Annotated in this window: 21 protein-coding genes and 1 pseudogene; 12 read left to right on the top strand and 10 right to left on the bottom strand. The window is 68.1% G+C overall.

The features are described from left to right. Window positions 1-306 precede the first annotated feature (306 nt). The 7 genes from M3M27_RS02565 to M3M27_RS02595 all read left to right on the top strand — a co-directional run bounded on the left by M3M27_RS02565 (window position 307) and on the right by M3M27_RS02595 (window position 5,831). Window positions 307-1,410 carry a toxin-antitoxin system TumE family protein gene (locus tag M3M27_RS02565; RefSeq protein ID WP_434027048.1) on the top strand — a complete coding sequence of 368 codons (1,104 nt, stop codon included), beginning with the start codon at window positions 307-309 and terminating at the stop codon, window positions 1,408-1,410. Window positions 1,411-2,049: 639 nt separating this feature from the next. After that, a protein-coding gene (locus M3M27_RS02570; protein WP_434025722.1) for an IS3 family transposase occupies window positions 2,050-3,164 on the top strand; the annotation gives its coding sequence in 2 pieces (ribosomal slippage) (window positions 2,050-2,302 and window positions 2,302-3,164; 1,116 coding nt in all). A 155-nt stretch (window positions 3,165-3,319) separates the two neighbouring features. Then, entirely contained in the window at window positions 3,320-3,751 is a 432-nt protein-coding gene (locus tag M3M27_RS02575) for a YciI family protein (RefSeq protein WP_434027049.1), read from the top strand. A gap of 23 nt (window positions 3,752-3,774) precedes the next feature. Next, a complete protein-coding gene (locus tag M3M27_RS02580) occupies window positions 3,775-4,215 on the top strand; it encodes a VOC family protein (protein ID WP_434027051.1) in 441 nt (146 codons plus the stop codon). 27 nt (window positions 4,216-4,242) lie between these two features. After that, complete coding sequence (locus M3M27_RS02585) at window positions 4,243-4,824, top strand: dihydrofolate reductase family protein (protein ID WP_434027052.1); 582 nt, start codon at window positions 4,243-4,245, stop codon at window positions 4,822-4,824. A 39-nt stretch (window positions 4,825-4,863) separates the two neighbouring features. After that, entirely contained in the window at window positions 4,864-5,349 is a 486-nt protein-coding gene (locus M3M27_RS02590) for a VOC family protein (protein ID WP_140725730.1), read from the top strand. 74 nt (window positions 5,350-5,423) lie between these two features. Further along, window positions 5,424-5,831: a VOC family protein gene (locus M3M27_RS02595; RefSeq protein ID WP_434027053.1), complete on the top strand. Its 408-nt coding sequence runs from the start codon at window positions 5,424-5,426 to the stop codon at window positions 5,829-5,831. A gap of 42 nt (window positions 5,832-5,873) precedes the next feature. On the opposite strand, the gene M3M27_RS02600 is transcribed toward M3M27_RS02595, so the two are convergent. Beyond that, on the bottom strand, window positions 5,874-7,922 hold the full coding sequence (locus M3M27_RS02600) for a TonB-dependent receptor (RefSeq protein ID WP_434027054.1): 2,049 nt from the start codon (window positions 7,920-7,922) through the stop codon (window positions 5,874-5,876). A 388-nt stretch (window positions 7,923-8,310) separates the two neighbouring features. On the opposite strand from M3M27_RS02600, the gene M3M27_RS02605 reads away from it, so the two are divergent. Continuing rightward, on the top strand, window positions 8,311-9,270 hold the full coding sequence (locus M3M27_RS02605; protein ID WP_434027055.1) for an MBL fold metallo-hydrolase: 960 nt from the start codon (window positions 8,311-8,313) through the stop codon (window positions 9,268-9,270). Window positions 9,271-9,699: 429 nt separating this feature from the next. Here M3M27_RS02605 and M3M27_RS02610 read toward each other — a convergent pair whose 3' ends face one another. From M3M27_RS02610 to M3M27_RS02635, 6 genes are read right to left on the bottom strand one after another with little or no spacing between them, the layout of a single operon-like run. Beyond that, window positions 9,700-11,703, bottom strand: coding sequence for a S9 family peptidase (locus M3M27_RS02610; RefSeq protein WP_434027056.1), 2,004 nt, complete (start codon window positions 11,701-11,703; stop codon window positions 9,700-9,702). Beyond that, the gene (locus tag M3M27_RS02615) at window positions 11,700-12,692 is read right to left on the bottom strand and encodes an alpha/beta hydrolase (RefSeq protein ID WP_434027057.1); all 993 of its coding nucleotides are present in this window, start codon (window positions 12,690-12,692) and stop codon (window positions 11,700-11,702) included. The genes M3M27_RS02610 and M3M27_RS02615 overlap by 4 nt, the downstream gene beginning before the upstream one ends. Beyond that, window positions 12,689-13,318, bottom strand: a complete 630-nt coding sequence (locus M3M27_RS02620) for an FMN-binding negative transcriptional regulator (protein ID WP_434027058.1) — start codon at window positions 13,316-13,318, stop codon at window positions 12,689-12,691. Before M3M27_RS02620 ends, M3M27_RS02615 begins: the two co-directional genes overlap by 4 nt. Next, window positions 13,318-14,757 (bottom strand): amidase family protein, encoded by a 1,440-nt coding sequence (locus tag M3M27_RS02625; protein ID WP_434027060.1) that lies wholly within the window; start codon window positions 14,755-14,757, stop codon window positions 13,318-13,320. Before M3M27_RS02625 ends, M3M27_RS02620 begins: the two co-directional genes overlap by 1 nt. Continuing rightward, the gene (locus tag M3M27_RS02630) at window positions 14,754-16,289 is read right to left on the bottom strand and encodes an amino acid permease (protein ID WP_434027061.1); all 1,536 of its coding nucleotides are present in this window, start codon (window positions 16,287-16,289) and stop codon (window positions 14,754-14,756) included. The genes M3M27_RS02625 and M3M27_RS02630 overlap by 4 nt, the downstream gene beginning before the upstream one ends. A 22-nt stretch (window positions 16,290-16,311) precedes the next feature. Beyond that, the gene (locus M3M27_RS02635; protein ID WP_434027062.1) at window positions 16,312-18,567 is read right to left on the bottom strand and encodes a TonB-dependent receptor; all 2,256 of its coding nucleotides are present in this window, start codon (window positions 18,565-18,567) and stop codon (window positions 16,312-16,314) included. 267 nt (window positions 18,568-18,834) lie between these two features. Here M3M27_RS02635 and M3M27_RS02640 point away from each other — a divergent pair, with 267 nt between their 5' ends. Together M3M27_RS02640 and M3M27_RS02645 are read left to right on the top strand one after the other, a co-directional pair. Continuing rightward, window positions 18,835-19,338, top strand: a complete 504-nt coding sequence (locus M3M27_RS02640; RefSeq protein ID WP_434027063.1) for an Lrp/AsnC family transcriptional regulator — start codon at window positions 18,835-18,837, stop codon at window positions 19,336-19,338. A 118-nt stretch (window positions 19,339-19,456) separates the two neighbouring features. Then, complete coding sequence (locus M3M27_RS02645) at window positions 19,457-19,753, top strand: hypothetical protein (protein WP_434027064.1); 297 nt, start codon at window positions 19,457-19,459, stop codon at window positions 19,751-19,753. A gap of 173 nt (window positions 19,754-19,926) precedes the next feature. Here M3M27_RS02645 and M3M27_RS02650 read toward each other — a convergent pair. Then, window positions 19,927-20,220 (bottom strand): annotated as a pseudogene (locus tag M3M27_RS02650) (PA2169 family four-helix-bundle protein); the annotation flags it as partial. A gap of 256 nt (window positions 20,221-20,476) precedes the next feature. On the opposite strand from M3M27_RS02650, the gene M3M27_RS02655 reads away from it, so the two are divergent. Continuing rightward, on the top strand, window positions 20,477-20,746 hold the full coding sequence (locus tag M3M27_RS02655) for a hypothetical protein (RefSeq protein WP_140725822.1): 270 nt from the start codon (window positions 20,477-20,479) through the stop codon (window positions 20,744-20,746). 156 nt (window positions 20,747-20,902) lie between these two features. After that, complete coding sequence (locus M3M27_RS02660; protein WP_434027065.1) at window positions 20,903-21,583, top strand: hypothetical protein; 681 nt, start codon at window positions 20,903-20,905, stop codon at window positions 21,581-21,583. A 166-nt stretch (window positions 21,584-21,749) separates the two neighbouring features. Here M3M27_RS02660 and M3M27_RS02665 read toward each other — a convergent pair whose 3' ends face one another. Together M3M27_RS02665 and M3M27_RS02670 are read right to left on the bottom strand one after the other, a co-directional pair. After that, window positions 21,750-22,361 carry a TetR/AcrR family transcriptional regulator gene (locus M3M27_RS02665; protein ID WP_434027066.1) on the bottom strand — a complete coding sequence of 204 codons (612 nt, stop codon included), beginning with the start codon at window positions 22,359-22,361 and terminating at the stop codon, window positions 21,750-21,752. Between the two features lie 7 nt (window positions 22,362-22,368). Beyond that, window positions 22,369-22,854 carry a hypothetical protein gene (locus tag M3M27_RS02670; RefSeq protein WP_434027067.1) on the bottom strand — a complete coding sequence of 162 codons (486 nt, stop codon included), beginning with the start codon at window positions 22,852-22,854 and terminating at the stop codon, window positions 22,369-22,371. Window positions 22,855-22,934 lie beyond the last annotated feature (80 nt).

Consider the following 22,934-nt stretch of genomic DNA (forward strand, 5'->3'; position numbering starts at 1 on the left):
CGTTAGTCTCCCAGAGAAGGGCGGATCCTAAGGCCTTGCTGGAGGAAAAGTTGGTGGCGGCCTCTGAGTTAGCGGGGAGGAAACTTGCTCATTTTAGAGCGGAGATCGGGAGAAGGAAGTCCTTAGTCGCATCTGGAATAAGTGAATTTTCGCCTCTGCGCATGCACGAATCGTTTAGGATCTTCGAGCGGGAGTTGATTGATGTCCTGCGGACATCGCAATGGGGGTAGGGGATGCTTGAATAAAAGGGGTAAGTTCACTTCTGGTAGTAAGTCAACTGGTCCATTCCTCCAAAGAACGGGAATCGTGGTGTTGGGACACAATAACTGGCAACTGATCAACATCGACGCGTTTGTCGAGGAAATCGGCGACGACGTCGCCGATGGTGCGACGTTGGATCTCTTCGTTGCCTGTCTGTCGTTCAAGAACTTCGATGATATCGAGAAGCGTCATCCGTTCCTTATCGAATGCGTCACCTACGACCCTATCTCGTGGGGCAAGCTGGTCGCGGCTGCCGCCCAGCGCTTCTCCATCATGGATCCACCAGAGCAGATCCTCGTCTATCTACAGACGGATCACTGCGGGTGTGTACGCACATATCGATACCGTGGCCGGGAACCCTTTGTCGAGGACGTGCATCGGTGGGTACGCCTGCCTGGGCATAGTGAGTTCTACGCCGGGCTCGACACCGAGGCCACGCGCCACGTGTTCGATGCTTGGCATGAATGGGCGGAAAAGACCAATGTCGAGGCCACAGCTCTGTCTGAGGGGCGACTCGATGCCACCACCGTCGCACGGTCGGTGGTGCTCTCAGGATTGGGTGGATGTATCGCTTGTGCGAGCCCGGCGGTGGCCAATGCCCGCACCACACTCGGCAACGGCACCCACGAAGCGACGTTGGTCCATGTGCCGCTTTGCGCCGCTCACATGCGTGCGGCGCAGGCCGAACCCAATCTGCTCACCTATCTGGCATCCGTCTTCTCACTCTCGCTTAATCTCCCGCCGCAGGTGTACCGAGGCGAACACATCCCTGACACGTTGATCCCGCAGATCCACACGTTGGTCGCGCAGGCGCTCGGTGGGACGGCGGGTGAGGCGAGCAAAAGAGACAACGGCTGGAACCTTCGGATCGAGATGCAGGATGGTTGGCGCTGGGTGCTGCGGTTCCGCTCGCTGGGCGACTATGCGTACGTGCTTAAGCACCAGGATAGTAAAAAGGCGGTGTACCGCGCCGATTCGGCGCCGCATCACCCCGATCTCCCTTTTGCACCAGATCACGAGCATTCCAGACCAGATCGGAAGGGCGATGTATGTTCACCTAGCTTCCTTTATGGCAATCCGCTGTTTGACTTTGAGCGTCTGCGCCAGGTCTACGAACAGCACGTGCAGCGCTCAGCAAACCATCAGTAGTCGCTTCCACAATAGAATGCGGTGTAGTGGTGGATGTGAGGGATGGGAAACCGGGCCAGGTTCACGTCCCTGTGGAAAAGAGATCAGGCCCACTTCCTATCATGGTGCGGTGTGGGCTAACGGGGTCAGGTTCACTTACGAAGCAGGAGTGGTGGGTTTACGAGGTCGATGCGCTGGGCCTGACGCCAGCGAAGCGATGGGTTTTGGCTTCAACCATCGCGCGGAAGACGTCATGGCCGAGGGCGCGTTGCTGTTGGAACTAGATGTCGGTCAGGGCTTCAAGAAGTCAACCTGACCCCGTTACTCCTTGCCCCGATGAATGATGTGCTGCGAGATGCCGGGAAGATCGATGCGCGGGAGTCGAGCCATGCCGACAAGCGTGACGGAAGAGCGCCATTGCCGGCATCGAGTAGCGCCGCCACATCTGATCGGAAGTCGGCGCGTTACGTCGTAGGAAGCCAACCTGACCCCGTTAGTCCACGCTGATCGTCCACCCTGGCCGGGATCGGCGGCGCAACTGGACCGGCGATCCGCAGCCGGGCAAAGGGTCGCGGACGGGGCCATTCCGTAAGCTTCCCCGATCCGCAGACACCCCATAAGTAGAACTTTCTGGCATGTTTTCCCCAGCCAGGAGGTTCCATGAAGAAGTCCCGTTTCACCGAGACCCAGATCGTCTCGATCCTCAAGCAGGCCGACGCCGGCGTGCCGGTCAAGGACATCTGCCGGCAGGCCGGCATCAGCGTTCCGACCTACTACAAGTGGAAGTCGAAGTACGGCGGCCTGGAGGCCTCCGAGCTGCGGCGTGTCAAGGACCTGGAAGCGGAGAACGCCAGGCTCAAGCGGATGTACGCCGAGCTGGCGCTCGACAACGCCGCGATGAAGGATCTGATCGCAAAAAAACTGTAGGGCCGGAGCAGAAGCGCGAGGCCGTGCGGTACCTGGTCGAGGTGCACACGCGGCCCCTGAGCCGGTCCTGTGATTGCGTTGGGTTGTCGCGGGCAGCGTGGTACCAGCCGCCGGTGCACTGGACGGTACGGGATGCCGAGATCATCGCGGCCCTGGCCGAGGTGGTCGAGAATCGCCCGAGCCGCGGCTTCTGGAAGTGTTGCAAGGTCCTGCGCCGTGCGCGTCCGGACTGGAACCACAAGCGAATCTACCGAGTGTACAAGGCGATGAAGCTCAATCTGCGCCGCAAGGCCAAGCAGCGGCTGCCCAAGCGCGAACGCGTACCGCTCTACGTTCCCCTGCTGCCCGATGCCGTCTGGTCAGCGGATTTCATGGCCGACGCGCTGGCGTGTGGCCGCCGCTTCCGGACCTTCAACGTGGTCGACGACTTCAACCGCGAGGCGCTGCACATCGAGGTCGACACCTCGATCTCGTCCACGCGCCTGGTCCGCATCTTCGAGCAGCTCAAGCGCGACCACGGCCTGCCGCAGGTCCTGCGTACCGACAACGGCCCGGAGTTCCTGGGCGAGGCCTTCGTGCAGTGGGCCAAGCTCAACGGCATGGCCATCCGGTACATCCAGCCCGGCAAGCCCAACCAGAACGCCTACATCGAACGCTTCAATCGGACCTTCCGCGAGGAGGTCCTGGACCAGCACCTGTTCACCCGCCTCGACGACGTGCGCGAGGCCGCGTACTGGTGGATGCTCGAGTACAACGAGGAGCGTCCCCACGATTCGCTCGGCGATCTGACCCCGGCCGAGTACCGCCAACGCGTCGCCGGAAGTTCTGCTTTTGAAATGCCTGCTTGACGGGGAAGCTTACGATTCCTCCTTGCCGTCTCGCCATGGCGCGCCGCAACAAGCCCGGCCAGAAAAAAATTTCCGGCCACCTGTCGATCTCCGCCATCCTCAACCGTCGTACCTAGTGAAAGCCGGCAATCCCGGCCCTAACCGAGGAGAACGACATGAAAGTGATGGTCATCGTCAAGGCCGATGCCGATAGCGAAGCCGGCGTCATGCCTTCGCAACAGTTGCTGGCGGAGATGGGCAACTACAACGAGGCCCTGTCCAAGGCCGGCATCCTGCTGGCCGGGGAGGGGCTGCACCCGAGCCGCCGCGGGGCGCGGGTGCGCTTCGACGGCAAGCAGCGCAGCGTGATCGACGGCCCGTTCGCCCAGACCAAGGAACTGGTCGCCGGGTTCTGGCTGTGGCAGGTGCGCTCGCTGGAGGAGGCGGTGGAGTGGCTGAAGCGCGCCCCGTTCGACGGCGGCGCCGAGGTCGAGATCCGCCCGGTGTTCGAGGCCGAGGATTTCGGCGAGGCCTTCACCCCGGAACTGCGCGAGCAGGAACAACGCGTGTTCGCCGAAGCCGCCGCCCGCGCCAACGCCGCCCACTGACCACGACTGCCGGAGATACCACGATGAAGCTGATTCCTTACCTGATGTTCGCCGACAGCCAGTGCCGCGAGGCCTTCGACTTCTACGCCCGGGTGCTGCGCGGCGAGATCCTGTCGGTGGTGGGCTACGGCGACATGCCGCCGATGGAAGGCGCGCCGCCGATGCCCGAGGAGATGAAATCGCAGGTCGCCAACATCCACCTGCTGGCCGAGGGCGCGGAGCTGATGGGCGCCGACAACGCCGCCGGCATATGCGGCGGGGAGGCGGTGGCCGGGGTCGACAACACCACGGTCAACATCGACGTGGCCAGCATCGAGGAGGCCGAGCGCATCTTCGCCGAGCTGTCCGCGGGCGGGAAGGTCGTGGCGCCGATCGGCGAGACCTTCTGGGCGCAGCGCTGGGGCATGCTGGTCGACCGCTACGGCAAGCCGTGGATGGTGAACTGCATGAAGCCCACCGCCTGACGCGCCCACACGACAAGGAGAGGCGACATGCGAAAGCTCAGGATCTTCGAACACATCTCGCTGGACGGCGTGATCCAGCACTCCGCCGACGAAGACGGTTTCCCCTACGCCGACTGGACCCTGCCGTACCGCACCCCCGAAGGACGCGACGCGCTCACCGCCGTGCAGGGCCCGCGCTTCGACCTGCTGCTCGGCCGGCGCACCTACGACATCTGGTCGGGCTACTGGCCCAAGGCGCCAAGCAGCCCGCTGTCGGACGGGCTCAATGCGGCCAGGAAGTACGTGGCCACCCACCGCCCGGAAAGCCTGCAGTGGGGCCCGTTCGAAGCCCTCGGGCCGGACGTCGTCGCCGGCGTGCGCCGGATCAAGTCGCAGGACGGGCCGGATCTGGTGCTCTGGGGCAGCTCCACGCTGACCTCGACGCTGCTCGAGCACGGGCTCGTGGACGACGTGGTGCTGGCGGTCTACCCGGTGCTGCTGGGCACGGGCAAGCGCCTCTTCGCCGAGGGCACGCCGCCACGGGCGTTCGAGCGGATCGATACGACAACCACGCCCTCCGGGCTCGCCATCACCACCTACAAGGTCGCCGGGCCGTTGAAGGCCGCCTGAGGCCCACCCCGTCGCCAGGACCCAACAAGGAGCAAACACATGAGCAAGCCAGCGAAGAACACCATTTGCCTGTGGTACGACGACGATGCGGAAGGCGCGGCGCGCTTCTATGCCGAGACCTTCCCCGACTCGTCGGTGGGCGCGATCCACCACGCGCCGGCGGACCATCCGTCGGGCAAGGAGGGCAAGGTGCTGACCGTCGAGTTCACGGTGATGGGCATCCCGTGCGTGGGCCTCAACGGCGGCCCCGCGTTCGCGCAGAGCGAGGCGTTCTCGTTCCAGGTCGCCACCGCCGACCAGGCCGAGACGGACCGCTACTGGAACGCGATCGTCGGCAACGGCGGCCAGGAAAGCCATTGCGGATGGTGCAAGGACAAGTGGGGCGTGTCGTGGCAGATCACCCCGGTCGCCCTGCTCGACGCCTTCACCGGCCCGGACCGCGCCGCCGCCAAGCGCGCGTTCGACGCGATGATGCAGATGCGGAAGATCGACGTCGCCACGATCGAAGCGGCCGTCCGCGGCTGAGCCCCGTACACCCCGAATCCCCAGCCAACCGGCCGTTCGCGGCCGGCCGGACCCACACGCCCAGGAGCCTCACCATGCCCACCCAGATCTTCGTCAACCTGCCGGTCGCCGACCTGGAAAAGTCGAAAGCCTTCTACACGTCGCTCGGCTACAGCATCAACCCGACGTTCACCAACGAGAACGCGGCCTGCGTGGTGGTCAGCGACATCATCCACGTGATGCTGCTGGTCCGCCCGTTCTTCCAGGGTTTCACCAAGAAAGCCGTCGCCGACGCGCACAAGGAACTGCAGACCCTGGTCGCGCTGTCCGCGCCCGACCGCGCCGCGGTCGATGCGCTCCTGGACAAGGCGCTGGCCGCCGGCGGCAAGGAGCCGGGCGAGCCGCAGGACTACGGCTTCATGTACCAGCGCAGCTTCGAGGACCTGGACGGGCACACCTGGGAAATCGCCTACATGAACGAGGCCGAGTTCCCCGGCGCCTGAAGCGTGGCGCTGCCGCGCAGCCCAAGCTGCGCGGCCGGACCGTCAGAGCTTCATGTCGATGCCCACGTAGAGCTGCCTGCCGGCCGCCGGCGAGAACATCGGCTGCGCCTGGGCCTGGAAGAAGGTGTCGTACCAGACATAGGCGTACTCGCGGCCGGTGGCGTTCTTCACCTGCAGGTCGAGGCTCCACGCGGGGCTGATCCGGTAACGGGCGCTCAGGTCCAGCACGGCAAAGCCGCCGTACTTGCCGGCCACGTTCCTCTCTTCCGGGTAGTAATCGCCCTGCGCGCGGCCCTGCAGGCCCAGCTTCAGCGCCTCGGTGGCCTGGAAGTCCAGGCCGATGTTGCTGATGTAGCGCGGCACGGCGGCCACCTCGTTGCCTTCCAGCGACTCGACGCCAAGGCGGCCATCGTGCTCGATCTTGGCTTCCTGGTAGGCGTGCGACGCCCACGCCGTCCAGCGCTCGCCCAGGTGGGCGGTGATCTGCGCGTCCACGCCGCGGCGCCGGGTCTTGCCCAACTGCACCGTGGTGCCGGTGGCGGGCATGTTGGAGATCTCGTTCTCGGCATCCTGCTGCCAGATCGCCAGGCGCGCCTGCGCGCCCCGGAACGGGCTGAACTTGATGCCCAGTTCCATGCCGGTGTTGGTGGAAGGGCTCATCGCGCCTTGCCCGGGTGTCAGGTAGGCCGGGGCGGTGCCGCCGGTCAGGACCTGCGCGGTGCGCCCCCAGTTGGCGTAGACGTTGGCGCCGGGCGCCAGGGCGTACACCACGCTCAGCTTGGGCTGGTCGATGTTGCCGTAGCGCTGCAGCCGGCCGGTGCTGCCGTCCACCAGGCGGGTATCGCCGTCGTAGCGGTCGATGCGGTAGGCCGGCACGATCTTCAACGCCTCGATCGGCTGGTAGATGGCCTGCACGTAGGCGCCCCAGTTGTCCAAGGTGTGCCGCTCGTCGTTCTGGACCCTGGCCGGGGTGGTCCAGAAGTCGGTCGGCTCGGAATAGCTGAAGCGCAAGCGCTGGTAGCGGTTGTCCTGCTGCTCGTAGTTGAAGCCGCCTTCCAGGGTGAGCACGTCGCTGGCGTTCCAGGTCAGGACGCCCAGCATGCCTGCCTGCCGCTCGTCCCATATGCGGCGCTGCCGCGGGGCATTGCCGGTCGGCAGGTCGCTGAAGGTGATGCGGCGGTCGTCCTCGTACCGGTTGTAGTACAGCTTGGTGCCGAAGTAGAGAGCGTCGGCCAGCTTCAAATCGACGCTCGCGGTGAACTGGCGCATGTCGCGATCGTCGCCGTCGTTGCGGTTGCGCAGCTCCGAAGCGCGCCGGTCGGCCTTCATCTCCGCCGCCGTCATGAAGCCGGGCTCCTCGGCTTCGTTGTGGTAGGCGCGCGCCGTCAGGCCCACGCGCAGGCCATCGTCTTCCAGGCTCCCATGGAACCATTTGCCGCCGATGCCGTACTTCTTCGAGGCGTCGTTGGCCCGGTAGCCGTTCGAATCCTGGTAGCCGAGGAAGTAGTTCTGCGCGATATCGTTGCCCTCGCGCCCGATCGCCAACTGCGCGCTGCGGGTGTCGTAGCTGCCGTAGCCCAGGCGCGCATCGGTGTAGTTGCCGCCCTGGCGGGTCCCGAAATTGACGTTGCCGCCGATGTTGTGCAACCCGTAGCGCGGGTCGTTGGTGCCGCGCACCACCTCGATGTAGCTGATCTCCAGCGGGAACAGCATGTCGATGAAGCGCTGGTTGCCGCTGTTGACGTTGCTGGGGATGCCGTCGATCAGCGTCTTGATGGCGTTGAGGTAGCCCTCGCCGTTGAACGCGCGGAAGCTGACCTTGCCGGACTCCGCGCCCTGCCGGGTTTCGGTCAGCTGGATGCCGGGCATCTGGCCCAGCAGTTCCCAGCTCTGCGACACGTTCTTGTCCTCGATCTGGTCGGCCCCCAGCACGTCGACCGAGGTCAGCACCTGGTGCGCGGTGAGCTGCCCGTCGGCGTGCTGGTGCACATCGACCTTGCCCAGGGTCAGGGCGGAATCGCCCGACTGGGCGTAGGCCTGCGTGGACAGGCAGACGGCCGCGATCGCGGCCGCCAGAGTGCGGATTTTCATGGGCATGCAGGTAGGGAGGGGAACAGCGGACAGCGACGGCCCAGGCCGTCGATTGGTTATAACGTAACATTTGATTGGCCTTGCGACCATCCCCTGTGCTCTATCGCATTGCGTAGAGCCCGGGGGCGCCAAGCCATCGTGCAGACGTTCGAACGGCGCCTCCGATGACCTCTACAATTCCCCGAAGGGTTGAAGGCAGTGAGCTTGCGTGCGGAGGAGCTCGTTGCTGCGGATTCTTCGACAGGACTAAGTGGACCCGGTTGAGCGCTCCATCCAGCCCAGAGGCAGTGCCACCTTTCCTCGCCTCTACCAGCTCGCGCTCTTCCACCGGTGCGATCGCCCTTGGCGGGTTGTACAGTGACGCTCCTTTCCTGTGCCAGGTGCTCCCATGAGCCGGACGACGTTTTCCTTGATCCTGGCTGCCATCGTGGCCGGTCCGTTGCTTTCCGGATGTTCGCCGTCCCAGCCGGCTGCAACCGACGCAAATGCGGCCGCGGTGGGGCCGACGGCGCGGCAGGCGGACCACCCTGATGTGTTCCATTTCAAGATCGGTGCGCTTGATGCCGTTGCACTGAAGGATGGGGACATCGAGGTTCCCAACGATGGCAAGACCTTCGGCGTCGGTCGGCCCGTCGAGGACGTGGCGGCCCTGCTGGCCTCGGCGAACCTCCCGACCGATTCGCTGCGCCTGAGCATCCAGCCGCTGCTGGTCCGCAACGGGACGCAGGTGCTGTTGTTCGATACTGGAGCGGGGAACGCGTCCTTTACGCGAGCCGGCCGCCTGCCGGCTTCGCTGCGCGATGCGGGCGTGGATCCGTCCCAGGTCTCCGATATCTTCCTCTCGCACCGGCACCCGGACCATACGGGCGGGTTGCTGACGCGCGAAGGTGCGCTGGCCTTCCCCAATGCCCGCATCCACCTCTCGGCGCAGGAATGGGAGGCGCTGAAGCGCGATGGCGATACCGCGCTCGTTGCCGCAATCGCGCCGAAAGTCGTGGCCTTCCAGCCCGGCTCGGAGGTGCTGCCGGGCGTGGTCACCTCGGTGGCCGTCGAAGGGCACACGCCCGGGCACAGTGCGTACGAGATCGCATCGGGTGGCGAGCGCTTGCTCTATCTCGGAGACACGGCTCACCACTACGTGATTTCCGTGCAGCGGCCGGAATGGACCGTGGAGTACGACGAGAATGCGCCGCAGGCGCAGGCGAGCCGGCGCGCGCTGCTGCAACGCGTTGCCGAGGGCAACGTGCGCATCTACGCAGTGCACTTCCCCTTTCCCGGGTTGGGGCGGATCAAGGCCAGGGACAGCAGCTTCGTATGGGTTCCCGAGGGTGGGGAGCTGGGCGACTGACCTGGCATGACCGGGACGGTTCATCTCCCCCGCGGGAGAGGGCGGCAAACCGACCTCGGTTTGCCACTGCGAAGCGCATCCGAGTTGGATCGTGGCGTTGAAGGCGCCATGGCGAATCAAGCCAACAGACTCGGCTGGCATCGTCCACTGTGCCTTTCAGCGCCCAGACGGCGAGGTCTTGCAATTCCGGTCAAATGCCTGAGTCGAGGGTCCGATTGGCAAGCGTCTTGGCAAGACTCCAGCGCGGCATCAGCTTCTTGAGAAGGAATCCTGATTTCACCCTCCGCATCCAAGTATGGGCGGAACTGGTCAATGAGTGAGGTGCCCGCGCGACCGGACCCTGATCGCCCTGCTGCGCTGAAGAGGAAAGAAGGCTGCCGGAAGGCAGCCTTCTTCCTTGCGCGGTGCGGGGCCGCACGGGGCGGTGGTTTAAGGCGTCCGCTTCACACCCAACTGCAAATCCAGCCAATCCAGCACCCGCTGCTGCACGTCGCGCCCGTGCTCGCGCTCGAAGAACCAGTGCGGGCCGCGCGGATACGTCACCATCTCCACCGGCGTGCCGTTGAACTTCAGCGCTCGGTAGAACATCTCGCCCTGCGAGAGCGGCACGCGCTTGTCCTGCTCGCCGTGCAGAATCAGTACCGGCACCTTCACCCGGTCGACGTAGCGGATGGGCGAGTGCGCGTCGTAGGCGGCGCGGTTCGCCAGCGGGTCGCCGAAATAGCCCGGCAGGTAGTCCGGCGTGTCGGTGGTCAGTGCCATCGCGCCGATGTCGATCACCCCCGCGCCGACGATGGCGGTCTTGAAGCGGTCACTGTGCGTCACCGCCCACGCGGACAGGTAGCCGCCATAGCTCCAGCCGCCGATCGCCAGGCGCTGCGGGTCGATCACGCCTTCGCGTTCCAGCAGGTCCACGCCGTCAAGGATGTCCTGGAAATCCGCGCCGCCCCAATCGTTGCGCGCCATTTCGGCGAACGCGGGGCCGCCGCCCTCCGACCCGCGCGGGTTGGGCAGGAATACCGCGTAGCCGTGCGTGGCGAGCAGCTGCGCCCAGTCGTGCCAGGAGCCGAGCCAGCCGGACCACCATGCCCACGCGGGCCCACCGTGGCCCTGCACCAGCGTGGGCAGCGGCGTGCCGGGGGTCCAATCGGGCGGGGTGACCAGCAGGCCGGTGATGCGCAGGCCATCGCGCGAGGAGGTCCATTCCAGCTCGCGCACCCGCCCGTGTGCCCAGCGCGCGACTTCCGGGTGCGTGTCGGTGCGAACGGCGAGCTTGCCCCCCTCCAGCGTCCAGACCTCGGCAGGCTGGTCGTCGCGTATGCCGAGGTACGCGCTGCGCCCGTTGCGCGCGGTGGTGAACGACTGGAACGGGATCTGCGGCCGCGCCACTTGGCGCGCGCGGCCCGTGGCCGCGTCCAGCCGCAGGAAGCTGCCACGCACGCCGCGTTGGCCTTGGCCGATGAGCGTACGCGCGTCCTGCCAGCGTGCCAGCCACAGCGTGCCGTCCCAGTCCGCGCCGAGCACGGTGCGGCGGCCGCTGGCGATGTCGTGCACGGTGATCTCGGCGGTCATGCCGTGGTCGCCCAGGTGGCCGTACACCAGGCGCGTGCCGTCCGGCGACCACTGCAGCGGATGCGCCGAGGCGCGCGCTTCGAGCACCTGGCCGAGCGCGCCGCTGCCGGCGTCCACCAGCACCACGCGCGAGCGGTACCAGTAATCGTTGAGCGTGGTGCCGTCGGAGACGCGCAGCGCCAGCACGCGCCCGTCCGGCGACCACGCCAGGTCGTGCACCTGCAGGCCCGGCGCGGTGAGCGCGCGCGTATCGCCGCTGCGCAGGTCGCGCACCCACGCGCGCGAGAACCGCGTGGGGTGATCGACGCGCACCGCGTCGTCCTTGGCGTCGGCCGCGCGCTGGGCGTCGGCGTCCACGCCGTCGGTGGCCAGGTAGGCGATGCGCGTGCCGTCGTGCGAGACCTCGAAGGCGCTGACATCGTGCGCGGAGCGGGTGATCGGCATCGCCGCATCGCCCTGCGCATCCACGCGCCACACCTGCGTGCCGGCCAGCGCGGGCGTCTGCACCGAACCGGGCAGCGCACGGTTGGAGAGGAAATCCAGGTGCCGTCCATCGGCCGTCCAGCGCGGATGTTCCTCGCTGGCGCGCTCCGGCGCGGGCAGCTCGCGCGCGGCGGCGGGGCCGGTCGCGGGCACGCGCCAGATACGGCTGCGCGGCGGCCTGCCCCGCGGCTGCGGCGTGCCGACCGTATAGGCGATCCAGCGGCCGTCGCGGTCGATCTGCGGATCGCCGACGCTGCGCAGCGCCATGATCTTCTCTGGTGTCGGCCGCTCCGCCGCGGTCTGCGCGGCGGAGGCGCCCGGCCAGAGCAGGGCCAACGGTAGGCAGGCGGCGAGCAGCCGGTGCAGCGTCGAGGTCATGCGGCGTGTCCTGGCAGGGAGGAAGGGGAAAGATGATCGCGTACCCAGGCCGCGCCGCGAGCCACGGCCTCGCGCGCCTGATCGGAAACCGCCATCGCCTCGATGAAGCTGTGCGGCGCGCCGGCGTACACCTGCGTGCGCACCACCCCGCCGGCGTCGGCCAGTGCCTGGGCCATCCGGGCATTCTGTTCGGCCAGCACGTCGCGATCGCCCCACAGCATCATCGCCGGCGGCAGATCGTGCAGCCGCGCCAGCAAGGGGGCGGAGAACGGCCCGGCCACCCGCGCCGCATCGGGACCGAGGTAGGCCTCCCAGAACTCGTCCATCTCCGCGCCGCTTAGCATGTCCTCGGCGGTGCCGAGCGTGCGCCGCGCGTGATCGGACAGCGCCGGTGTCCAGGCGCCGTAGTTCAGCAGCAGCGCATGGATGCGCGAGAGCTCGCCCTGCTCGCGCAAGCGCAGCGCGGCGGCGACAGCGAGGTTGGCACCGGCCGAATCGCCTCCCAGCGCCAGCCGCGCGGGATCGATCCCGAACGCGGCGCCGTGTTCGCGCAACCACGCCAGCGCGGCCACCGCCTGGTCCAGCGCGGCGGGGTAGGGATGCTCGGGCGCGAGGCTGTAGTCGATGGCCACCACCGGCAGCCGCGTCGCGTCGGCGTATTCGCGCAACAGCCGGTCATGCGTATCCAGCCCGAATAGGCACCAGCCGCCGCCGTGCAGGTACACCAGCGCCGGCGAAGGCGAGGGCGCGGCGGCCTGCGGATGCAGGATGCGCAGGCCGAACTCGCCGTGCGTGGACGGCAGGCGCAGGTCGGCCACCTCGCGCATCCGCGGGCCGCCTTCGCGCCAGGGCGCGCGTGCCTGCGCGGCGATGACGCGGCGCTGCGGCCAGCCGGGCTGCCCATCGCCCCGCAGGCGCGCGCCTTCGCGGCAGACCTCCTCGATGAAGCGGCGGATCTGCGGGTCCAGCGCGTCCAGGCTGCGGCTCATGCGTCGTCCCCGGCGAAATCGCGCATCCACGCCACCAGCGCATCCTCGCCGCCGGCCTGCAGGCCGAGCAGCAGCTGGGCGAAATCGTGGCGTGCCTCGTCCTGGCCGAGCTTGAAGGTCGCGCGGACCTCGCGCACGACGCCGCGCAGCGCGGTAACGCCGGCCGCCAGCCGCGCATAGCGCTCGCCCATCTCCGCCAGCGACCAGGCATGCGCGCGCCCGGCTTCCATCTGCGTGACCAGCGCATCGAGTTCGGCCTGGATGTCGGCCGCGTCCTCGCTCACCGCCACGTCCAGCTCGAACACCGCGGCGGCGTAGTTCCAGCTCGGCGCCTGGGTGCGGTCGTCCAGCCAGCTCGGCGAAACGTAGGCATGCGGTCCCATCACCAGCGCCTGCGCGCGGCCGTCGCGGCGCAGCCGCGCCACGTGCGGGTTGCGCCGCGCGAGATGGCCGCGCAGGGCCACCAACCGCCCCTGGGCATCGCATTCGGCGCGCAGTGGCAGCGGGGTGAACGCGGCATCCTCGCCGCCGGCCGAGACCAGCCAGGCGAAGGGTTGGGCGGCCAGCAGGCGCAGGAGGTCGTCCTGGCTGCGCGCGGCATAGCGGCTGTCGCGGGCGTGTCCCATCAGTGCGGCTCCTTCAAAGTGGTGGCCACCGAATGCGCGGGCCAGCGATGGCCCCACGGCGCGGCCTGTTCGAGTTCGGCGGCCAGCTGCAGCAGCAGCGGCTCCTGCCCGCGGTCGGCGGCGAACTGCACGCCCACCGGCAGCACGCCGGCCTGGCCCAGCGGCAGCGAGATCGCCGGCGTGCCGGCTAGGTTCTGCAGCGGGGTGTAGCTCATCCAGTGGAACATGGCCGGCATCAGCGCGTCGAAATCGCGATCCGGGGCCAGTTCGCCCAGCCTCGGCGGCGGCGTGCGCAGCGTCGGCGTCAGCACGACGTCGTGGCGCTGGTGGAAGGCGGTGAACGCCGGCGGGAGCGCGGCCAGCACCGCATAGGCCTGCTCCAGCTCGGCCACCCCGCAGTGGCGGCGGTGGTGGTCCGCCAGCCCGTGCGTCCACGGTTCCAGCGCGTCGGCGGCGAAGGCATCGCCGCCCTGCGCAGCGGCCAGCTCCACCGCATCCAGGCCCAGACGGGACCACAGCGTGTACAGCGCCTGCCAGACATCGGCGCCGGGCAGCGGATACGTCGTGCTTTCGACCTGGTGCCCGAGCGAGGCGCACAGGTCCGCGGCCACTTCCAGCACGCGGGCCACCGCCGGATCGGGCGCCAGGCCGGGCAGCGAATCGGCCACCACGCCGATGCGCAGCCGCCTGGGCGCGCGCGCCAGGCCGGCAAGGTCGATGCCGGCGTCCGGATGCGCGGTGGCGAAGGCCCAGGCGGTATCGCGCACGCTGCGCGACATCAGGCTGTCGGCGACAATCAGGTCTTCGATGGCATGCCGCCCGCGCACCGGCACCGTGGCGCCGCGTCCGGGCTTGAGGCCGACCACGCCGCAGGCCGAGGCCGGAATACGGATCGAGCCCGCGCCATCGCTGCCATGCGCCAGCGGCACGATGCCGGCCGCCAGCGCCGCCCCCGCGCCGCCGCTGGAGCCGCCCGGCGAATGCGCCGGCGACCACGGGTTGCGCGTCACCGGGCCGAGCAGCGGTTCGGTGGAGCCCATCAGGCCGAACTCGGGCATCGTGCTCTTGCCGATCGCCACCAGCCCGCTCGCGTCGAAGCGCTGCACGAACGGCGAGGCGTCCGCGGCCGGCGCGTTGCTGCGCGAGCGAGAGCCGCCGCGCGTAGGCATGCCGGGATAGCGCAGCGAATCCTTCGGCAGCCACGGCACGCCGGCCATCGGTGCATCGCGGTCCACGGCGTCGGCGCGGGCCAGCGCGGCGGCGGCGTCGGCGTGGCACAGCGCGCCGAGCGCGGGGTCCAGGTGGCGTGCGCGCACGAGCGCCGCGGCGGTCAGTTCGCGCGGCGAAAGCTCGCCGCGGCGCACCAGCGCCCGTTGATCGTGCGCGTCCAGGCGACCCAGCTGCAGCGCCTGGGCCAGGGGAAAGTCGAGCGGGGTCATGCGTGGGAATCCTGCACTTGCCGGCGCGCGCGGCGCTGGCCGTAGACGAGATAGATCAGCGCGCCGACGGCGATGTAGCCGAGCAGCAGGCTGGCGGGCAGCAGGTCGCCGCGGCGCACCTGCGCGTACATGTCGCCCAGCACCGGCGCCATCATCGCCACGCACATCGCGATGCCCAGCGTGGGCACCACGCCGATCCAGGCGCGGCCGATCCACACCCCGCCCAGCGGCACGCGGAAGCCGCCGCGCAGCGCCGGGCGCGTGGAGCGCAGCCACATCACCGCGATGCACACCACGATGAACGCCGAGGCGATGCCCAGGCAGATCAGGTCGCCAAGGACGCCGATGGGCAGCAGCGCGGCGAGCAACGCGCTCGCGCTGCCGAAGGCGACGCTGGCCAGCCATGGCGTGCCCAGCCGGGGATGCACACGGGTGAAGAACGCCGGCAGCAGGCCGTCGCGCGCGATGCTCAGGCTGATGCGCGATGCGCCATACGCGTTGGCCAGCAGCACCGAGCCCAGCCCGGTTAGCGCGCCGATCTTGATCACGCCGGCAAAGCCCGGCCAGCCGATGCGGTCCACCGCCAGCGCCACCGGGTCGGACACGCCGAGCTCGCGGAACGGCACCAGCCCGGTGAGCACCGCGCCGGCGGCGATGTACAGCACCGTGCACACCACCAGCGAGCCGAGGATGCCCAGCGGCACGTCGCGGCGCGGTTGGCGCGCCTCGGCGGCGGCCATCGAGACGGTTTCGAAACCGAGGTAGGCGAAGAACAGCATCGCTGCCGCGCGCAGCACGCCTGGCCAGCCATACGCGAAGCCGCCTTCGTTGGCGGGGAGGAATGGTTGCCAGTTCGCCGCATCGACGAACTGCGCGCCCACCGCGACGAATGCCAGCAGCACCGCGATCTTGGTCAGTACCAGCACCAGGTTGGCCAGCGCGGAGCGGCCCACGCCGGCGATCTGGATGGCCGCGGCGGCCAGCACCGCCAGCGCGGCCACCACGTTGATGCCCCCGCTGAAGGCCAGCGCCGTGTGCCCGTCCTGTTGCGTGGCGGTGACGCTGGACGTGGCCAGCCACATCGGCACCCGCACGTGCAGGTCGCCGAGCAGGCTGGTGAGATAGCCGGAGAACCCGGCCGCCACGGCGGCGGCGGCGAGCAGGTATTCGAGGATCACCATCCATGCCAGCGCCCACGCCGCGCCCTCGCCGAGGGTGACCTGGCAATACGAGTACGCCGAGCCGGACACCGGGATCACCGACGACAGTTCCGCATAGCACAGCCCGGTGAACCCGCAGGCCATTGCCGCCAGCACGAAGGACAGCATCACTGCCGGCCCGGCGAAGTGGGCCGCCGCCGCGCCGGTCACCACGTAGATGCCGGCGCCCAGGATATTGGCGATGCCCAGCACCATCAGGCTGCCCGCGCCCAGGCGCCGGTGCAGGCCGGCGCGCTCGCCATCGGCCACCACCGCCTCCAGCGGCTTGCGGCGCAGCGCGAGCTGCCAGCGGCCGATCTCGCGTGCCTTCACGAAGACCCTCCCGTCCATCGTGTCAGTAGCGCCAGTGGACGGTCACGCCGTAGGTGCGCGGCCGCACCAGGCCTTCGCCGATGCCGTTGGTCTCCGACACGCTGCGGGTGATGCCGCGCTTGTCGGTGAGGTTGCTGCCGAACAGCGTCACGTCCGTGGTGCCGAAGGTCATCCGGTAGCGCAGGTCGAACAGGTTGTAGTTGCCCTGGCGATTGGGCGTGATGCCCGGCACGGCCGAGTTGAGGTCGCTGATGCCACTGCCCACGTACTGGTGCGCGAGCGTCAGCGTCGGCTGGTAGATGGCATCGAAGTGGTAGCTCAGCAGGTTGCTCACCGTCCAGTCGGCCGAACCCGGCAGCTGCGCGCCGGCCGGCGCGGTGCCGTAGTAGAGGATGAACAGGTCCTCGTCCAGGCGCGCGTGCTGCCAGGTGGCGGTGGCCTGCCATTCGAAGGCATCCACCGGGCGCCAGGTGGCGGCGAACTCCACGCCGCGGCTGTACGCCTTGCCGCCGTTGCTGGCGTAGTTGTAGAAGTCCGGTGTCTGCAGGCGCAGCTGGATGTCCTTCCAGTCCACGTAGAACAGCGTGGCATCGAGCAGCAGGCGGCCGTCGGCCCAGCCGGTGCGCGTGCCCAGTTCGTAGTTGACCAGGCTGTCGCTTCTGGAGCCCGAGGGCACCGGGTAGGCGCTCAGGCCGGCCGTGTTCGGTTCGCCGAAGCGGAAGCCTTCGGAGACCAGGCCGTAGAACATCACGTCCGGGGTGGCCTGCCAGGTCAGTGCGACCTTGGGGTTGAAGCCGTCTTCCTTGGTTTGCTGCGTGGTGACGATGGGCTCGCCCGGATAGGTCGAGAAGCCCACCTGCGTCGAGGTGGTGCGCACCTTGTTGCGGAACAGGCGCCCGCCCACGGTGAGCTTCCACTGTTCGTTGAAGTGGAAGCTGGCCTCGCCGAACAGCGCCGCTTCCGAGCCGGTGAGGTGGGTGAAAAAGCTGTTGAAGATTTCGCCATCCGGGGCGATCACCGTACCGCTGCCGGGCCCGAACAGGGCGGACTGGTCGAACGCGGCGGCCGCGCCCTGCGCGCCGATCTGCTCGTAGAGGTCCTTGTCCGAATCGAAGTACATGCCGCCGATCAGCCAGTCCACCCGGCCGCCCGGCTTGGACGACAGGCGCAGCTCGATGCTCTTGCCGCGGCTCTCGCCGCCGGAGTCGATGTACAGCGGCGAGGTCAGGTCCAGGTCGAGATCGGCGTTGTAGGCGCCGCGGATGGGCGTGTAGTCGAAACGCCAGTCCTGCTGCTTCTTCTGGTAGGCGAGCAGGGCGGTGAGGTCGGCAAAGCCCAGGTCCTGGTCCAGGCGCAGGCTGTGCACGGCGATCTTGGTGCGGGTGAACTCCGGCAGCGCGGTGTCGCGCTGCAGGTCGCCCAGGCCGGCGATCTGGTAGCTGTTGTCGTCGTTGTCGATGTTCTGCAGCAGGCTCAGCCAGGTCAGCGTGGTGGCATCGCCGGGCGTGAGCACGATGGACAGGCGGCCGCCGTCGAGCTGGGTGTCGTTGGCGCCCTTGCGGCCGGTGCCGATGTTGTCCAGGAAGCCAGGATCCTCCCGATACTGCGCCACCGCGCGCACGGCGAGCAGGTCTTCCTTGATTGGCACGTTGACCATCGCCTTGGCGCTGTAGCCCACATCGGCGTTCTTGGTCTGGCTGACGGTCGCCTCGGCGGCGGCGTCGAACGCGCTGCTGTCGGCCACGTTGGCGACGTAGTTCACCGCGCCGCCCATCGAGGCCGAGCCGAACAACGTGCCCTGCGGGCCGCGCAGCACCTCCACGCGGTTGAGGTCGAAGGCGTCCACGTCGGGGATGGCGATGGTCCAGCCCGGCTCGGTCAGCGGCACTTCGTTGAGGAAGTAGCCGGTGGTCGGCTGGCCCTGCACGTTGCCCGAGCTGGTGGCGATGCCGCGCATCACCACGTGCGATACGCCGGGCTGGTAGTTGTTGAACACCACGCCCGGGGTGCGCTGAATGTAATCGGCCAGCGACTGCGCGCCGATGTCCTGCAGTTGCTGGTCGGTGACGGCCGAGGCGGAGCCGGCGATCTCGCGCACCGATTCCTTCAGCTTGCCGGCGGTGACCACGACGGTATCGAGCGTCCGGGCGGCGTCCTCGCCGGAGGCGTCGGGCGCGGGGGCCTGCGCCCAGGCAGGCGCGGCGGCGGTGGCCAGGCCCAGGCAACAACCCAGACGGATGGCGCGGGCGAGTTTGCGAACGTGGAGCTGCGACGGCATGGCACGGTCCCCTGGTAGCGATGGAAGCGGCCGCCGGTGCATCCCCACTGGCGGCCCGCATGGCGTTGGACCGAGTGAAAGTGAAAACCGCCACCGCTGTCCAGCAGAATCGGCGGGGCCCGCGCTATGGCCAGGCCCATGATTCTGCTAGGGTTATTCCGCAAGGAACCGAAGATATGGTCGGTATCACGGGCAAATAACGCAGAATCTGCGGGCCGTGCCGGCAAATAGCGAACAACCTGCGGCGCCCGCCGCCTCCGGAGCCCCATGACCGCCAAGCCCCTCGACCGCACCGACCTGAAGATCCTGGACGTGCTGCAGCAGGACGCGCGCATCACCAACCAGGCGCTGGCCGAACGCGTGGCGCTTTCGCCCAGCGCCTGCCTGGCGCGCGTGCGCACGCTGGAGGCGCGCGGCTTGATCCGCGGCTATCGCGCGCACGTGGCGGTGGACCGCATCCGCTCGGTCACGGTCGTGCTGGCGCAGGTGACCTTCAAGCAGCACGCGCTGGAAGAGTTCACCGAGTTCGACCGCCGCATCCTGGCGATGCCCGAAGTGGTGGAGGCCAGCCGAATCTCCGGTGCGTTCGACTACCTGCTGCGCGTGGTGGTGAACGACGTGCACCACTGGAAGGACATCGCGCGCCTGCTGCTGGCCGGCGACTACGGCGTGGAGCGCATTGTCTCGCAGTTCCTGATGGACGAGGTCAAGCCGTTCAGCGGCTACCCGCTGGTGGATGCCTCCGCGCGGCAGCCGCCTTCGCGCGGTTGAGCGCGCTCCACCTTGTTTGGACGGCGCCGCGTTGCATGATGCATCGACCGCGGCGGTGTTGGGCATGCACGGGCATGCCACGCCGCAAGCGGTATCTCTTCCTCATGAGGTGCATGCCATGACCGACCGCATCGAAGCGGGCCAGCTGGTGTTCGTGGCCGATGGCGAGATCGGCGTGGCCGGCGTGCGCGAAGTGCGCCCGCACGAATCCACCTTCGTGATCAACGTGCAGAACGGCGGCGACTTCGTGCTGCCGCAGAGCGCGGTCACGGACGTGCATTCGGGCAAGGTGATCCTGGCCGTGGACCAGTTGCCCGAAGAGGTGCGCGCCGCGCTGCGCCACCCGCACGCGGCGGAGATCCGCAATTCCAGCTACGCCGCTACCGACCCGGCCGAAGGCGCGCTGAAGGATTGAGTTTCGCGCCCGCGCGCCGCGCGGGGGCGAGCACCTGGAGAGGCCGCAGGCCACGTGTTCGCGCACGTGGCTTCGTTGCGTGGAAGTTCCGCCCCGCCCGCGTGATGGCGTTACAACGCGCCTAAAAAAAGCCCGCCGGTGGCGGGGCTTTTCGTGCGGCTGGGCGTCCTGGATCAGGAAGCCATCTTCAGCGCGTGCTTGCGGTTGCGCATGACGTCGTGGCACTCGCGCGCGCTCGGCAGCAGGGCCTGCACCTCGGCGCGCACGGCCGGCGGGGCGTCGGTGTCGCTCAGGGTGTCCTGGAAGGCGTGCAGCAGGCGGTCTTCCGACTGCTCCAGCTCGGCCACATAGCCGTAATCGGTGTCGCCCAGCATGGCACGCACGCGGCCGTACATCTGCTGCATCGAGCCCACCATCGTGCCGTGCTCGGCCGGCTTGCCGCCCGCTGCCGCCACCGTGGCGCTGAGGCGGTCACGATGTGAGTAACGGAGTCAGGTTCACTTACTTGGCGGGGGGTATTGATCCGCGGCCGGACGTTGAGGTTCGCCCGTTACTCACGCAGCGATAACATTGAGGCCTATCAGTAGACGATCGAGCGCTGCGAATCCTGCGGGATGCATCTTCACGTTCCATCCATGTATTCCAACTCCAGCTGAAAGCCGCTCGTTGCTTCGGCGAAAAGGCCGCTATATTCCAGCTTCCCCAGACGAAGGAGGGAGTGGAATGTTCCTGACCAAGCAGCACCTGAAGATGGCACGTACGTTCGGCGTGGCGATCGTCATTACCGCGGGCCTTGGCGCCTGCGCCACCTACAAAGAGGAGTTCGCAACGATCAACTCGCGCCTCGACCAGCTCGACACCAGGGTGCAGGGCGCGGCCCAGAGCGCCGAGTCCGCCAACCAGTCGGCGCAGCAGGCCAACCAACGTCTGGACCAGATCGAGGGCCGCGTGCAGCAGCTCGAAAAGGCGCCCCGCCGCACCCCGCGCGGCTAATCGCCTTGCAGCGTTCGCAATGAACGCCTGAATGGGGACGCCGGTGGCCTTCGCCGGCCACCGGCGTCCTGCAATCGAGTCGTCTTCATTCCAAGGAACCGTCCCATTCGCACGTATTCATATCTTGCAAGCCGGGCCGTCCATGCCGCGCTGGCAATGGCGCTGGCGTCCGCAAGCATCGGCGTGGCCAGCGCCAAGGATGCCGTCGCGCCACCGGTCGCCGCCGTCGACGAGCTTCCGCAAGGCCAGGACGTGTCCGACACGGTGATCGAACTCGCGGGTTGGGTGGTCGCGACCAAGGACAGCCAGGGCTATCCGTTCGCGGTCATGGACAAGGCCGCCGCGCAGATCCTGGTGTTCGGCGGTGATGGCCGGCTCCGCGGTGCGGCTCCCGCGCTTTTCGGCTCGGCGACCGGCGACCATACGGCTCCCGGCGTCGCCGGCCTTGCGCTTCGCGAGATCCCGGGCCGGGACCGCACGACGCCCGCGGGCCGCTTCGTGGGCGGTTTCGGTCCGTCGATCGACGCCGGGCGCGTGCTGTGGGTGGACTACGATTCCGCGGTCTCCATCCATCCTACCGCGACCGGCGTTCCGGCCGAGCGGCGCGCCGAGCGCCTTGCATCGCCCGAGCCGGAGGACAACCGCGTCACGCACGGCTGCATCAACGTTTCGCCCGATTTCTACGAGCGCATCGTTCGTCCCACGTTCGAGCAGGGCGGGGTGTTCTACATCTTGCCGGAGAAGATGCCGATAGCGGAGGTCTTCCCGGAGTTCGCGCAAAGCCGCGCGACGGCGCAACACAAGGACGAAAAAGGCGCGCGACACGCGCGCAAGTGAAGACGGCCCGGGCGCGCCGCCGTGGCTCTGCCGGCAGCGCGGTGGATAAACGGCGCCGCCCCGGCCGCTTCCGCTGGCGCACAGCACTGTGCCGCGCCTTCCCTCGCTTCCGACCGTGGCGAACATCGCCGGCCCCGCCATCGAGAGGCAGGGCCGCGGCGGCCGCTCAGGCCTGCGGTGCGCTCTTCAGGCGGTCGGTGGCCAGCTTGGCGATCTGCCAGAACACCGAAGGGTTTGCCGTTGCCCGGGCGGAGAGCATCGCGCCGTGGATCGAGGCCATGAACGTCGCGGCGTCCGCCGAAGGCGACTCGGCCAGCTGCACGACGCCCTTCGCCGCGCCTTCTTCCAGGGTCGAGGCGAGCCAGGCCTGGAGTTCATGGAAGTGGCCCGCGACCTCGTCGGCCACCTCGGCGGGAATGGCCGGCAGCTCCGCCGCGAGCAGCGCGCAGATGCAGATGGGGGGATTCGAGGCCTGGATGCAGTCGGCCCAGTAACGGCTGTAGGCGACCAGCCGTTCGTGGGGATCGGCGATCGACTGTTGCAGGGACTGCAGCCCCTGGCGTATCGCCTCCCGGTGGAGGGCGACCGTGGCCTTGACCAGGTCCGCCTTGGCCGGGAAGTGGTGGTGGATGCTGGCCTTGCGGACGTCCACCCGTTCGGCGATGTCCGCATAGCTGAAGCTGTTGTAGCCACCCACGGCAAGCAGTTCGTTCGCTTGCCGGATGATCTCCCGCGCCTTCGGCGAGTACTGGGGCTGGGATGTTGCTGGTGAAGACATCGAGGGGCTACCTGGTCGCGTGGGTGTTGTGCTTATACAGCGCTCGCAGCTGCAGCGGGATGCCCACGACCAGCGCCACGAGGAGCGCGCCCTGGACGCCCAGCAGCAGCGGATCCTTCATGTCCTTCACCAGCGGATCGCCGACCGGGAGCCTGCGCAGGCTCTCGCTCACGGTGGGCACCATCAGCAGAAACACGGTGACGCTGAGCGAGATCGTTTGAAGGTACGTCCACAAGCGTGCCGCCGGGCGCCGTAGCGCGATGCCATAGCCGGCCAGGAGAAACGCCAGCGTGATCGTGGCGACGATCGAGCTCGCCGGTTGGTGTGCGATCGGATACACCGTCAGCACGCCCAGCAGCATGAACCAGAAATAGGCGTTTCCGGCCCTGGTCGCGGCGGCGATGCGCCCGTGCTTGACCAGCATGTACGCGGCCAGCGGGATCGCCGGGAGGCTCCCGAGGGTATGCAGCCAGCCGATTGGTGAGATGCCCATGGAGAAGGTTCCGCTCGAGTAGGTGGCGCAAATCTACCTACCAGTAGGTAGACAAGTCAACGACGGACCTGCGTGGCCGG

Origin of the sequence: Xanthomonas boreopolis (assembly GCF_046529185.1) — a bacterium.
GTDB lineage: Bacteria > Pseudomonadota > Gammaproteobacteria > Xanthomonadales > Xanthomonadaceae > Pseudomonas_S > Pseudomonas_S boreopolis.